Below are 13,301 nucleotides of genomic sequence, written 5' to 3'. Positions count from 1 at the left end.
TTGTAGTCTTTACAACATAGTCTTCAACAGCGTCCTCTAGTTGACGCTGCTCCCAATCGTCAGTAAAGCCTTTAAACCGCAGTTTCGGAGCCTTTTTTTCAGCTTTTGCATCCCGATTAGTCATGCTTAAACACCGCCTTAATAGCGTCAATCGTGTCTTTCGTTTCCTCAGTCACAGCAAGATCATCAACCAATGACAAGAATTCAGCTTCACTCTCCGCAATCTGCTTATCCGTCTCTTGCATCTCCTTGCTCAAAGCCACGATGTCAATTGGTGGTTCTTCTTCAAAAGTATCCACATACCGAGGGATGTTAAGGTTGTACTCGTTCTCCTTAATCTCATCCATCGTTGCCAGGTGAGCATACTTATCTACATCTTCCCGCTTCTTGTATGTCTCAACAATCTTATCGATGTCTTCATCCCGCAAGATATTTTGATTCTTGCCCTTTTCGAATCCCTTGGACGCATCGATAAACAGCACGTCTCGGTTATCTCTGTGCTTCTTCAGCACCATCACAATAGTTGGAATCCCAGTTGAGTAGAACAAACCTGCTGGCATCCCGATAATGGCATCAATCTGTCCCTTCTCAAGCAAGGCTTTCCGGATTTTGCCTTCCCCGGCCCCGCGGAAAAGTACGCCGTGCGGTAAAACGATCGCCATCGTACCGTCTTCTTCCAAGTGGTACAAGCCGTGCAACAAGAAAGCATAATCTGCCTTACTCTTAGGTGCCAAAGCCCCATAGTCCTTAAAACGTGGATCCTTCATCTTACCTGCTGCAGCATCCCAGTTCTGTGAATATGGCGGGTTTGCCACAACGGCATCAAAGAAGTGTGGATGATCAACCCCATCTTTATCTAACCCATCTGGCCAGTCTTGCTCCAAGGTATCGGCGTTCTTCAGCGTCATGTTGTCATAGTCGACGCCGTGCATCATCAGGTTCATCCGGGCCAAGTTGTAAGTGGTCGTGTTTAATTCTTGACCAAAGAAGTTGACTCTCCCCTTCTTGTGTCCATTTGGAATCTCATCCCGCACTGTAAGCAGTAAGGAACCAGATCCCATAGTCGGGTCGTAGATAGAGAAGGTTTCCTGCCCCATGTCCAGGTTAGCTGCAACTAACTTAGCCAAAACCTTGGAAACCTCGTGCGGCGTGTAGAATTCGCCAGCCTTCTTACCAGAGTTGCTGGCAAACTGCTTGATTAGGTATTCATAAACATCCCCTAAGATGTCATGACCTTCTTCATCATAATACTTAAACTCGTTAACCATCTTAGCCGTAGCAATCAAAGTCTTAGTTCTGGTTGCCAAGTTATTACCCAATCGGCTGTTGTTCAAGTTGATATCTGAGAAGACCCCACCAAAGTCTTGCTTAGCTGACTCGTTCAACTTAGCATTCTCTTCAAAGTGGTCAAACATGTTCTGGAAGTCTTCAGCGGTAGCCTTGCTATCATGAATCTTTCCCATCAAAGTGGTCCAGGTATCTTCTGGAGCAATAGCATAGCCAAGTGAACCGGCAATTTCTTCTAGATAGTCTTCTAAATCATCGCCAGTTGCTTCTTCTCGATAAACCTCGTTAATCGATTTACCGTCTTCTGCTTCCAAGATATCATTATCAGTAAAGTATTCTTCCTGCTTTTCAGACAAATAGCGGTAAAACATAAAGCCCAGGATATAATTCCGGTATTCACCGGCATCCATGGTTCCCCGCAATTCGTTGGCCATCCCCCATAGCTTACTCGAGATGTCTTGTGCTTCTGACATTGTTTTCTCCTTAATACTTCCGTTTAATTAAATCAGCAAAGTTCTTCACGGCTTGCCGCAATTCTTTACGATATTTGATCTTGCTTAAAGATCTTACCTTTTCATCATGGGCATCAACCTTATAAGTCTTCTGAGCTTCGTTGATGATATTCGTCAGTTCACCTAGCGTGTCTAGATCGTCCATTTCCAAAGTATGGTAATCGATGATTTTGTTAACTTCCTGACTGCTTTCCAGGTTAGACAAGCCCCACTTTTTCTTAAAGTCAGCAATTTCACTTTTTTCGCTATTATTTGCATGCTCATCCATAAGCTGACCCATGTCTTGCCCCTGCAGTGGGTAATTTACAGCACCGATTGTTTTATTAAACAGGCCCTTAATGAAATTCGTTAATTTAGCTACAAATTTCTTGTCTTCAATGGTATTACTCATGCTTTGCAGCTGCTCGTGAGTCTGTTTAGCCCCTTCTTCATCTCCATCATGAAGCTGATTGGCCAGTTGAGCTAAAAGTTCATTGATGTAGTCGTAGTTAACCCGTACGTCCTTGATGTGTTCCATCTTAAAGCTGAGGTTAAAAATATCCGCATTTTCATGGCTTCTTTGAGCAATTTCTTTTTTCAGCTTAGTCAAGATTGGACCGGTCAAGGCCACTTCGTCTTCTTTGTTTAATGGCAATTGATCAAAAAGCTTTTCCGGATGTTCCCGATCATAGTTGTCATCTTGCTTGATTTTGACCATCAAGCCGTTGTACTTGTGCATCAGCTGCCACAGTTCAACTTGATCGCTCTCACTAGGTGGACAGGCTGTAAAGTGGTCTGTCTTTTGTTCAATTTTATTAACAACTTTGATCTGCTCTTTGATTAAGTCTTCAAACGGGACCTCGACAATATTCACAGGATCAAGGAGTTCTTCTTGATGCATCGCCGACTGCCGGTTAGCATATACCGTCAAAGCGTCGTTCATCAACTTTTCTGAATAGTGCGGCCAGCGGTAGTTGACGATCCGGCCAAAAGGCTTGCTGTTCATGTCCTGAACCCGGTTGGTTCTCGAGTATGCCTGAATCAGGTTGGCCCCTTGCAGGGTCCGGTCAACGTACAAGGTATTCAGCATCGGCGCGTTAAAGCCCGTCAGCAGCTGGTCAACCACAATGACGATATCTAGGTTCTTTTGATCATCGCCCAAGGTTCTAGCCAGCCGGTTCACCACGTTTTCGGTATATTCCTTAACCGTGCTATCATCAAAGCTGGTCCCAAATTCTTCGTTGTAGGCCTTGATTGCCCGGCTGAGTCCCCGGTTATTTTCCAGCTGGTTGTCACCGTTAGAATTGTCTTGGCTAAAAGTGATCGCCACCTTTAACCGCTTCGATGGATCCTCTAATCCCTCGTTCTTTTTTCTAAAAGCATCAAAGTACATCATGGCCATTGGCGTAGACGCCTTGCCCCCGCCCACGTGGGTCGTGAGGAGCGCGCTGTACTTGCCGCCGTTTGATCGGTTGGCCCAGTACTTGTAAATGTCGTCAACGACCAGCTTCACGTGAGCCTTGTTGTTGTCATAAACGCTGGGCTGCAAGACATCGTCCATGTCTTCTGGCGTCAGGTGCTGGATCCGGTTCTGAATTTCTGCATCCGTCCACTTGGGATAGAGGTTTCTAAAGTATTTTGGTAAATACTCTTTTTCTAGCGACTCTTTAGGCAGCGTGGTCTGGAAGTCAACCTTAAAGCCCAAGACGTTGTGGTCGGCAATCGCTTCTCTAATCGTGTAGATGTGCAGTGGGTCGCCAAAAATTTCTTGAGTCGTATTGCCTTTATTCTTGTGCTTTGGATCGTCAAAGACTGGTGTCCCCGTGTAGCCCACCCAGGCTGAGTGCGGGAAGGCTTTTTTAATATCACGGATCATTTCCCCGCTAGTAGACCGGTGAGCTTCGTCGACGATGAAGACCACGTGCTGGTCGTCAGTGTACTTGTGCCGTCTAACCAGGGTCGCCATCTTCTGCGTCGAGGCTACAATCACGCTGCTGCCCTTTTTCTTCAGCTTGCGCTTTAAGTCAAAAACATTGGCGGCGTCCATAACCACCCCGCCAGTGCTGGATTCTGGGTCGTTGTCAGGGTCATAAGCTTGGTATTCGGCCACGGTCTGGTTGGTCAAGGCTACCCGGTCAACCATGAAGACCACCTTGTCAACATTAGGCTGTCTTGCTGCTAGCCAGGCTGCCTTGAAGCTGGAGATTGTCTTACCGGACCCCGTCGTGTGCCAGACATAGCCTAGGCGCTGGTCGCTCACGTCAAAGTCATGAGCCCGAATTTGGTCCATCACCTTGCGGGTGGCGTAAACCTGGTATGGCCGCATGACCTTAATCATTTGGTGGTGGGGCGTCCCATCCAGGATCATGTAGTTAGTTGCCAGCTGGTGGGCCATGGGGATGGACAAGACTTTTGACGCAAAGACCTTCCAGTCATGGACCGGCCGGTTGGTTTGCTCATCTTGCCATTCAAAGGCAAAGTCAGTATTGAAGTGGTCAGCATCGTTTGGCATGGCCATGTAGCGGATTTCGTTTCTGGTCATCCCCACCAGGATCTGCAAGGTCGAGAAAATGCCGGTATACTGGCGTTCATCAACATACTGCAGCATCTGGTTGAAGGCTTCATCAGTGCTGATGGAGGCTCTTTTTTCTTCGATTTGGATGATTGGCAGACCATTGATCAGCATGGTTACGTCAAACCGGCGCGGTCTTTTGCCGCTGATCACGGGCTTGCGCTCAATCTGGTTGACGATCTGGTAGACGGTGTTCCCGCCGCCGATTTGGTCCTGGTCAAAAACAGTCAAGATGACCTGCTTGCCATCGTCCCGGCTGACGGCAACTTGGCTCTTGCCGCCAACGCCATACAGGAACATCCCGGCTTTATAAGGGTTGTCCAAGGCTTCAATTTCACGTTTAACCTGGCCAAATTCAGTCTTGGAAAGCTTTTTGCCATCAAGCTTGTCCATGTTGTTGCGCTCTAAGATGTCTTGAAAGTTGTCCCAGAGCTGGTTGGTAGTTTTGATGTTAGGCATGTACTTCCACTGGCGGGTAGCGCCGACATGCTGCAAATATTCGATTAATTCATTTTCAAAGGCGATTTCGCCTGGATCGATTTCAGTCATAATTTTTCTAATTTCCTCTTTGAATGGTGCTTTACACTTTTGGGAAAATGTAAAGGCTCTCTTTTAATTTTATGGGTTATCAGAAAAAAGCTCAAGGCGTAAACCCTAAGCTTCTCTGAAAGTATTCAATTTTGAGGAGATTTTGCAATCCATATTTTGGATCTTTTACTTTTTCGAACTAAAAGCTTTACTCATCTTCACTAATTGCTTAGTTGTGTAGTACGGTACTTCTTCGTAAATAATTCCCTTCTTATTCTTCCAGTTTACCGGAGTAAGCTGTGGCCCCATTGCCCAGAAGCGGTAGTTGTGCCAAGAACCTGGGATTTTATCTTCTGAGAAATATCTGTGCATATATTCTTCAGTATATGTCCCTTCTTGAACATCAGTGACGGTAAAGAGAACTTTCTTCTTTTTACTAAGGGCTTCAACAGCTTGAAAGACGATTTTCTGGCGAGATTTTTTGAAACGATTTAGGTCACTCGTCTTTCTAATATCCGCATGATAATACATACTCCATTTTTCACTATGCCGTCTGGACCAAGCTAACCTTGCTTTTGCGCTAGCAGTCGTCTCCACGCCATACTTGCCGTTGGTATACTTCACTTTAGGATAGGGATCCTTGGGGAATGGCTCACTAGACTTCTTTTTAGTCGACTTAGCTTGAACCTGATCAGCCTGCTTTGGCAAGTAGGCTGCACCTGCCAGGGATACGCCAGCAAGCAAGGCTAATGCCGCTTTCTTTAACTTCATCTTTTTCTCCTTTGGTAACACAGCAATAATATGTTTATAGTTAAATAATAGCATAGACAAAAGAAAATCCTGCTCCACAGGAGCAGGATTATTCATTGTCAGTACCAACTTACCGACTATTTCAAATACTTTTGAGCATCCTTAGCAGCGTTGCGACCAGAGTAGAAAGCGTACCCAGCGCAAGTCCCTGGCATGTTAGGACCATAAGTGTCGCCAGTCAAACCGGCAGCATCATTACCAGCAGCGTAAAGACCTGGGATTACATGTCCATCCTTGTCCTCAACTTCGTTGTTAGTATCAACCTTCAGCCCGCCCATCGTGCAAAAAGCGCCAATGTAGAGCTTGAAGCCATAGTAAGGTCCTTCTTCTACAGGAACCAAATATTCAGCATCCTTGCCAAATTCTTTGTCTTCGCCTTCAGCAGCGTATTCATTGTATTGCTTGATCGTTGCCGTTAATTTTTCCTTAGGCAGGTTCAACTTTTCAGCCAATTCTTCAATCGTGTCAGCCTTAACGATGTAAGGCTTCTTTGCAGCAACAGCTTCATCGATTTCTGCTTGCAGCTTGTCCATCTTGTCGCCGCGTTCAACATAAACGCCGAGCCCCATGAAGTTGCCTTCTTCAGCCATCTTCTTAATCACGCCCTGATCCAAAATGCTGTAGACTTCATTTTGCGTGTAAAGGGCGTTACCGGCGTAGCTGAAGTTATAGATTACCGATTCATCAACGAAACGTTCACCATCTTGGTTGACCCAAAGAAGCGGCTGTTGCCCAGCAGCAACGTTCATTTGACTGCTCATCATCTTGAAGGATGGTTGATCAGGATCTTTTAAGTATCCGCCAAAAAGCATGGCCATCCCAGTACCGTACTTGCGAGCACCGGCACCCCAGCCTAAGCGGAGACCATCCCCGGTCCCCTTGCCACTTGAAACTGGAATCAACCGTGACAGATCGTAGTCAGTTTCTTCAGCCAGCATCTCTGGGTTATTGAGATAGCCACCAGCAGCCAAAATCACTACTTTGGCAGTTACATCTTCGGTTTCGCCATTAGCTTCATTGCGCAAGGTGACAGTCTTAGTCTCATCATCAGCAATCTTCAGGTCAATAGCTGCCGTTGAGGTTAACAGTTCCCCGCCTAGCTTGATAAACTTAGGTTCCAAAGTGTGGATGGCGCCGTAGCCAAAGCCCTTGTAAATGTGCCAAGTGGCTTCGCCGGCCCCCATAGCTTGCACACGTTCAAAAACGACGCCTTCATCAGCCAGCCATTGAACGTTTTCTGCACTGGAGTCCACATACTTGCGCCAAATCCGGGAATCAGCTTTATACTTGGAGTATTCAACTTCTTCTTTCAAAACGTCAGTACCGGAAACATTGATCCCCTTTTCCTTTTGGAGGTAAGAGCCAACGGCAAAAATCCCTTCACTATAGTTGGCGCTACCGCCAGTTGAACGGCCCTTTTCCAAAAGAAGGACACTATTGCCATTTTCCGCAGCAGTTAAGGCTGCAGCTTCACCTGCGGCACCTGAACCAACAATGATGACATCATAATTTTTCTTAGATGCAATTGCCATAACTATTTTCTCCTTTGAATTTGCTTACATTACTATTACACTAGTAATTGTAGAAGCTATCCTACATTTTTTATAGTGAGTACTTTTTTCACCAGCAGAAGTTTTTACTTCGCGTAAGGAGATAAAAAGATGAATTTTGATAACTTAAAATGCTTTTGCGCAGTAGTTGAAGCTGGCAGTTTTAAAAAGGCAGCCGAGAACGAATTCGTTTCCCAGCGCGCCATTTCTCAAAAGATCCAAAAGTTAGAAGCCGAACTTGGGATAAAACTTTTTAAGCGAGGAAAAAATAAAATCGAAATTACTCCTGTCGGGCAACAGTTTTATCTGCAAGTCAGTGACATGCTGGCTAAGTTTCAAATTGATGTCAATGCCCTGCGCTACCAGCAAAAAGAGGCGGCACTGCAATTGACAGTTGGCTATTTCTCCCCATTTGAAGGGTCTCTATTAAAAAATACGCTTTATCAATACAGGTTGCGAAATCCTAAACTGGAACTGAAGATTACCCATGAAGGGGTCAACCACTTGGTAGCAGATGTCCAACACGGCTTAGTCGATATTGCTGCTATTCTGGACTATGGGGACGGGCTAAAAGATTTAAGCAGCGAGATCGGCTTCAAAGACGTTTACGCGGCCGACATGCTCATGGGAGTCAGCAAGGCGAGCCAATGGGCGAACTTGCCAGCTTTCCCCATTAAAGAAGCCGTTAAAAAGCCAGTTTTATACTATACGTCTGAAGACTCCCATTACTTGCGTGAAGCCTTTTTATCAACTTTGCCAGAGGGACTAGAGGGCATTCGCTGCGCCCGCATCGCCCATATTGAGCAGATGCAGATGCTGGTTGCCATGGATCAAGCAATTGCTTTTTATCCTGGGAAGCTGTACCAACAGTTTTTGAATGAGCAAGACCTGATCAACTACTTGCCGATTACGGGAACGGCGTCTCAAGACTATCGAATTAAGTTTATCTATTCCAAAAATTCGCCTAAATTAACGCTAATTCAAGATGTGCTGCAATAAGAAAATCCCGCCCCCCATAAGAGCAGGATTTTTCAACAGCTAATACCCAATCACAAACTTTTCCACCACTTCACTCACGTAAGGCGGAATCTTGTCCACAGCCATTTTTCTTCAATTCAGCTTAGCGCCTATACCATTGACGTTTAAGCGCTTTCGTAAAATCTGCTGTTCTCGTAGCCAGGGGCGGGGTTCAGAGAGTAAAATTAGAATTGATTAGAAAAGGAGGCGCCGCCATGACCGAATACACCCTAGCCCAAGTTGATCTCTTGCAGTTCAACTGCCGCAAAGCCCTGAAAAACTTGCTGCCAGAAGACCAGCAGACGCTGAGATCCCAGTGGAGCCCCGATAGCAAAGAGCAGAAGTTTGAGCACGTTTGGTCCTCAAATGCGATTGAGGGGGCAAAGGTCGGGCTGCGAGATACCACTAAAATTTTGGACAAGGGCCTCACAGGCAGCGGCAACCGAATCAGTGACCTTTTGGCCACCCTGGACCTGGGCCGCGCCTATGATGACATGCTCTTTTTTGTCAAAAATCAAACGCCAATCACCGAGCAAATGATCAAAGAGCTCCACTACGACCTGACCAAGCTGTCTGAACCAGACATTTCCGGCCAATACCGAACAACCGCGGTGCATCCTGCACAAAGCACGCATAATCCTTACAGCCAGCCTTTTGAAATCCGTCCGCAGATGGAAGACCTGGTCAAGTGGATCCCTGACGCCCAAGCACGCCTCCACCCCGTCGCCTTCGCCGCCCAGCTGCACTTGAAGTTCGTGACCATCCATCCCTTCCAGGATGGCAATGGCCGGCTGGCGCGCCTCCTCATGAACATGGCCTTGCTAGAAAATGGCTACCCGCTCGTCAACATTTTGCCAGACAGCGATCACCGCGGCGCCTATCTTGATGCACTTGAAGCGTGCCAGACTAGTAACGGCATCGATGGCGCACCGCTGGAGAACCTGGTCGCTAGCTATGTCGGACAGATCTACAAAAATCGGCTGGCCGCAATTAAACTAAAGGGCAGAGAACGCGAGTGGAAGCTGGACCGGCATGATGAGTTTAGTTTTAACATTGGCTATAAGTGGCAATCTTTGGGGGATGCGATCTACGATGAGACTTCTCCAGTATCTGTGAGATATCATCATGCACTAAACAAAGTCTTCAAGGACCATTTTGATGATGGCTATAGTTTTTATATGGCAGACGAGATCTCCAATGGCGTTGCCAACGATACCGCTTGTTACTGGGCTCGTTATTTTGCCGCACGGGTCTTATTTGCGGATGGAGCCAGCGATGCTGAGATCATGAAGCGGCTAGATCAGTTTAGATTCGACGATCTCGACTGGAATGAAGAGAAATTTCAGGAAACTAGCAAACAGGCGCTTTATCGAGCTCGAGTAGACCTATTTATTCAATTGTCCGACAAATTTCCCGAGCTAAATGACTCTCTAATTCAAATGGTTTCCAATGAAGTTTATAACGGATCAACTGAATTTAGAAACTATGTTAAAAAGTATTGTGCCGAGCACGGTAAAGAGCCCGGCTACCTTAATTTTAGTGAATTAACGTAAATCTCGCCCCTTATCGGGGCGAGATTTTTTATAAACATGGACCGTCAGGGCCAAGCAAGGCCTCCTTTGTATATCATCTGCGGTCGACCATGTCCCCTTTCTATATCATCTAGATCAAACCATGTCTCCTTTCTATATCATCTAGATCAAACCGTGTCTCCTTTCTATGTCATCTAAATCAGACCATGTCCCCTTTCTATATCATCTGCGCCAAAAATGGTCACTCTCGAAAGCAGTTAATATACTCGGGAGACATTTTTCCAACTAGATGATATACAAAGAAGACCTCCGCCCAACTAGATGATAGACAAAGGAGAACTCCGCCCAACTAGATGATATACAAAGAAGACCTTCTCCTAGCTAGATGATATACAAAGGAGACCTCGAACCCACCCATACCCGCGCCGCCGCCACCCGCACCACAGCAAAAAAGCTGCTGGGCATCCCTGCCCAGCAGCCTACCTAACTACGCCTCACTCAGCGCAGCGTCAATCGCCATATCGCCGTCGTGCATCATCAGCACCTTGCCCACCGTGTTGTCGTGAGCCAAGCTGCCGGCTAACACCCGCGCTACGTCCGGGATACTGTTTCTGCCGTAGTCACCATCGTTGATGGCCACCGTGCCCGTTGCTTCCCGCTCTTCCAGCACCCCTGGCTGCACAATGGTCCAATCCAGCCCCGGATGGTCCAGCAGCCAGCGGTCCGCGTAGAACTTGGCCACGTTGTAGTCCATGATCGACGCCAAAGCCGGCACCTCAGCCCACTTGTCTTGTTCCAGGGCAAAAGTTGAGCTCAGCTGCACGAAGCGCTTCACGCCAACCTTTTTGGCCGCTTCTTGCAGCTTGACCGACCCATTCAAGTCCACCTGCAGCAAGTCCTTGCCCCTTGAACCCGCGGTAAAAATCACGGCGTCGCTGCCCTCGATCAGCTTGGCCAAATCGTCTACTGACGCGTGCAGGTCCATCACCACTTTTTCCGCCCGATCGTCGACTGCGTCCAAATGGCGCGCACCCGCCGTTACCGTGTGGCCCTCTGCCAATAACTCTTCCACAACTTCTTGGCCAACCCGGCCGCTGGCACCAGCTACAAATACTTTCATGTTACTCTCCTTGCTTTTTGCTAAAAATCTTACTATACCATCATTCTAACTTTTTGTAAGCAAAAAACAAGCAAAAGCACTTTACCGAAATTCTGCTATCAGCTTCCGCTCTCTTTCCACCAACTTTTCCACAAAGGCGGTAGCCGGATGCATCAGGATTTCAGAAGGCGCGTCGTATTGCTGAACTTCACCGCCGTCAATCACCAAGATCTTGGTCCCCAGCTTCAGGGCTTCTTCGATGTCGTGGGTGACAAAAAGAATGGTAACCCCGGTCTCCTGCTGGATCCGCTTGATCTCGGCCTGCAGCTGCTCGCGGGTGATGGCGTCAACAGCGCCAAAGGGCTCGTCCATCAAGAGGATGTCCGGTGACGCCGCTAGCGCCCGGGCAATCCCCACCCGCTGGGCCTGGCCACCGGACAATTCGTCTGGATAGCAGTCCTTCAAACTCGCGTCAAGCCCCGTAATCTTCATCCACTTGTCCACCGCCTTGGCGGTTTTTGCCTTATCCTTTTTATTCCACAGGCTTGGCACGTAGGCGATATTTTCTTCCACGGTCATATTGGGAAAAAGAACGCTGCCCTGGATGGCGTAGCCGATGCTGCGGCGGAGCTGGATCTGGTCTTGATCTTTAATCCTTTTCCCGTTGACCAGAATCTCCCCGCTAGTTGGCTGGATCAGCCCGTTGACCATTTTTAGGGCGGTCGTCTTCCCCCCGCCGGAGGACCCAACGACAGTGACAAACTCGCCCTGGTCAATCTTCAAAGTCAAATCCTTCAGCGCGATCCGTTCCCCGTAGCTTTTTCCCACGTGCCGGTATTCAATTGCAGTCGTCATCTCGTTCTCCTTACTTAATCAAGCCCTTTTTCTGTAAAAAAGCCTTCGCCACCGCAGCCGGCTCCTCTTTCTTCGTTTCCACTTGGTAGTTCAGCTGGGACATCTCTTGTTCGCTGAGCACCCCTGACAGTTTCTGCAGCGCCTTGCCAAGTTCGGGGTGCTTTTTCAAAGAATCTTGGCGAACCACCAGCCCGGCTTCATAAGACGGGTACATCTCCTTGTCGTCTTTCAAGACGGTTACCGGCGCCTTGGCCAGCTGGCCATCGGTCGTGTTGATCGGCATGACGTCCACCTTGTCAGAGCTGATCGCCTGATATTTCAGCCCCATATCGATGTCTTTCGTTGCCTTAAAAGTCAGGCCATAAGTCTTTTGCAGCAGCTTGTAGCCGTCGGCCCGGCCAAAAAAGTCTGGTTCAGCCCCCAAGGTCAGCTTGCTGTTAAGCTTGGCCAGGTCGGAATAAGTCTTCAGCCCATACTTTTTGGCTATAGCGGTTCTAACCGCAAGGCCGTAGGTGTCGTTAAAGCCCAGCATGGTCTGCCAAGTCAGCCCCTTTTTCTGGTAGCCAGCCTGGAGCTTATCGAACATTTTTTCAGAATACTGGCTCTTCTTTTTCAACACCATGTTCCAGCCAGTCCCGGTATATTCGGGATAAAGGTCGTAGTCGCCTTTTTCTAGGGCCGGCTCAATGTTAGACGTGCCGCCGCCCACGCCCTGGGTGATTTCGACCTTGATCCCGGTGTCTTGTTCAATCACGTCTTTTAGCATGGCACCTAAGATGTACTGCTCAGTCATCGGCTTGGTGGCAATGTGGATGCTTTCTTCCTGCTTTTTGGGCCAGAAAAAGGCAATGAGGGCGATCGTCGCCAAAGCCAGGGCCCCTTGCGCCAGGCGGCGGTTGGTCTTTTTAGCCTTTTTCGTCCGCAGCTGCATTCTTTTTTCCGCAAAGCCCAAGATGGCGTCAATGATCAAGGCCAAGGCCGCAATCAGCAAGCTGCCGGCCACCGTCATGGCCGAGTCATTGGTCGAAATCCCCCGGTAGATCGCCACGCCTAAGCCGCCGGCGCCAATATAAGAGGCAATCCCGGCCAGGGCAATGGTCATGGTCACCATGCTGCGGATGCCGGAAACGATGACGGGCATGGCCAAAGGCAGCTGGATCTTGGTCAAGATCTGCCAGCGGGTGCTGCCCATCCCCTTGGCCGCCTCCAGGATTTGGGGATCGACGTTGGTCATCGCCGTATAGGTATTGCGGACCATGGGCAAGAGGGCGTAAATAGTCAAGGCGATCACGGCCGTCAGGTTGCCAATCCCGGAAAAAGGAATTAAGAAGCCCAGCATAGAAATGGACGGAATCGTGTATAAAAAGTTGACCACAGCCAGCGTGGGCTTGGCGCTTTTTTGATACTGGCTGATCAGGATGCCAAAGGCCCCGCCAAAAAGGATGGCGATAGCAATGGCTGACAGGGAAATGACCAGGTGCTGGCCGATCAGCCCGGCAAAAAAGCTCCACTTGCTAGTTAACAGATTCCATACTTGACTCATTTGCTTCCTCTTTTTTC

The 13,301-nt window shown here is 48.2% G+C and carries 9 protein-coding genes; 2 read left to right on the top strand and 7 right to left on the bottom strand.

The annotated features are described in order from the left end of the window. Positions 1–116 precede the first annotated feature (116 nt). The 4 genes from ACI4WN_RS05030 to ACI4WN_RS05015 all read right to left on the bottom strand — a co-directional run bounded on the left by ACI4WN_RS05030 (position 117) and on the right by ACI4WN_RS05015 (position 7,220). The gene (locus tag ACI4WN_RS05030; protein WP_279190531.1) at positions 117–1,760 is read right to left on the bottom strand and encodes a type I restriction-modification system subunit M; all 1,644 of its coding nucleotides are present in this window, start codon (positions 1,758–1,760) and stop codon (positions 117–119) included. Positions 1,761–1,770: 10 nt separating this feature from the next. Beyond that, on the bottom strand, positions 1,771–4,899 hold the full coding sequence (locus tag ACI4WN_RS05025; protein WP_439777247.1) for a type I restriction endonuclease subunit R: 3,129 nt from the start codon (positions 4,897–4,899) through the stop codon (positions 1,771–1,773). Between the two features lie 165 nt (positions 4,900–5,064). Next, entirely contained in the window at positions 5,065–5,745 is a 681-nt protein-coding gene (locus ACI4WN_RS05020) for a hypothetical protein (RefSeq protein ID WP_439777246.1), read from the bottom strand. Positions 5,746–5,765: 20 nt separating this feature from the next. After that, positions 5,766–7,220, bottom strand: a complete 1,455-nt coding sequence (locus tag ACI4WN_RS05015; RefSeq protein ID WP_439777245.1) for an FAD-dependent oxidoreductase — start codon at positions 7,218–7,220, stop codon at positions 5,766–5,768. Between the two features lie 129 nt (positions 7,221–7,349). Here ACI4WN_RS05015 and ACI4WN_RS05010 point away from each other — a divergent pair, with 129 nt between their 5' ends. Together ACI4WN_RS05010 and ACI4WN_RS05005 are read left to right on the top strand one after the other, a co-directional pair. Further along, entirely contained in the window at positions 7,350–8,237 is an 888-nt protein-coding gene (locus tag ACI4WN_RS05010) for a LysR family transcriptional regulator (RefSeq protein WP_439777244.1), read from the top strand. Positions 8,238–8,470: 233 nt separating this feature from the next. Beyond that, positions 8,471–9,808, top strand: a complete 1,338-nt coding sequence (locus tag ACI4WN_RS05005; RefSeq protein ID WP_439777243.1) for a Fic family protein — start codon at positions 8,471–8,473, stop codon at positions 9,806–9,808. Between the two features lie 466 nt (positions 9,809–10,274). Here the strand turns inward: ACI4WN_RS05005 and ACI4WN_RS05000 are convergent, their stop codons facing one another. From ACI4WN_RS05000 to ACI4WN_RS04990, 3 genes are all read right to left on the bottom strand, one after another. Further along, on the bottom strand, positions 10,275–10,907 hold the full coding sequence (locus ACI4WN_RS05000; protein WP_439777242.1) for an NAD(P)H-binding protein: 633 nt from the start codon (positions 10,905–10,907) through the stop codon (positions 10,275–10,277). A gap of 81 nt (positions 10,908–10,988) precedes the next feature. Then, the gene (locus tag ACI4WN_RS04995) at positions 10,989–11,741 is read right to left on the bottom strand and encodes an ATP-binding cassette domain-containing protein (protein ID WP_439777241.1); all 753 of its coding nucleotides are present in this window, start codon (positions 11,739–11,741) and stop codon (positions 10,989–10,991) included. Between the two features lie 10 nt (positions 11,742–11,751). Further along, positions 11,752–13,284, bottom strand: coding sequence for an ABC transporter permease/substrate-binding protein (locus tag ACI4WN_RS04990; RefSeq protein ID WP_439777240.1), 1,533 nt, complete (start codon positions 13,282–13,284; stop codon positions 11,752–11,754). Between the last annotated feature and the right edge of the window lie 17 nt (positions 13,285–13,301).

Source organism: Lactobacillus sp., assembly GCF_051893255.1.
Taxonomy (GTDB): Bacteria; Bacillota; Bacilli; order Lactobacillales; family Lactobacillaceae; genus Lactobacillus.
The sequence above is the reverse complement of the archived record's forward strand: the minus strand, read 5'-3'. Positions and strand labels throughout refer to the sequence as shown.

Bases quoted from the DNA above. Each gene is read 5' to 3' on its own strand.
- ACI4WN_RS05030 (WP_279190531.1), bottom strand. From the start codon at position 1,760: ATGTCAGAAGCACAAGACATCTCGAGTAAGCTATGGGGGATGGCCAAC.
- ACI4WN_RS05025 (WP_439777247.1), bottom strand. From the start codon at position 4,899: ATGACTGAAATCGATCCAGGCGAAATCGCCTTTGAAAATGAATTAATC.
- ACI4WN_RS05020 (WP_439777246.1), bottom strand. From the start codon at position 5,745: ATGAATAATCCTGCTCCTGTGGAGCAGGATTTTCTTTTGTCTATGCTA.
- ACI4WN_RS05015 (WP_439777245.1), bottom strand. From the start codon at position 7,220: ATGGCAATTGCATCTAAGAAAAATTATGATGTCATCATTGTTGGTTCA.
- ACI4WN_RS05010 (WP_439777244.1), top strand. From the start codon at position 7,350: ATGAATTTTGATAACTTAAAATGCTTTTGCGCAGTAGTTGAAGCTGGC.
- ACI4WN_RS05005 (WP_439777243.1), top strand. From the start codon at position 8,471: ATGACCGAATACACCCTAGCCCAAGTTGATCTCTTGCAGTTCAACTGC.
- ACI4WN_RS05000 (WP_439777242.1), bottom strand. From the start codon at position 10,907: ATGAAAGTATTTGTAGCTGGTGCCAGCGGCCGGGTTGGCCAAGAAGTT.
- ACI4WN_RS04995 (WP_439777241.1), bottom strand. From the start codon at position 11,741: ATGACGACTGCAATTGAATACCGGCACGTGGGAAAAAGCTACGGGGAA.
- ACI4WN_RS04990 (WP_439777240.1), bottom strand. From the start codon at position 13,284: ATGAGTCAAGTATGGAATCTGTTAACTAGCAAGTGGAGCTTTTTTGCC.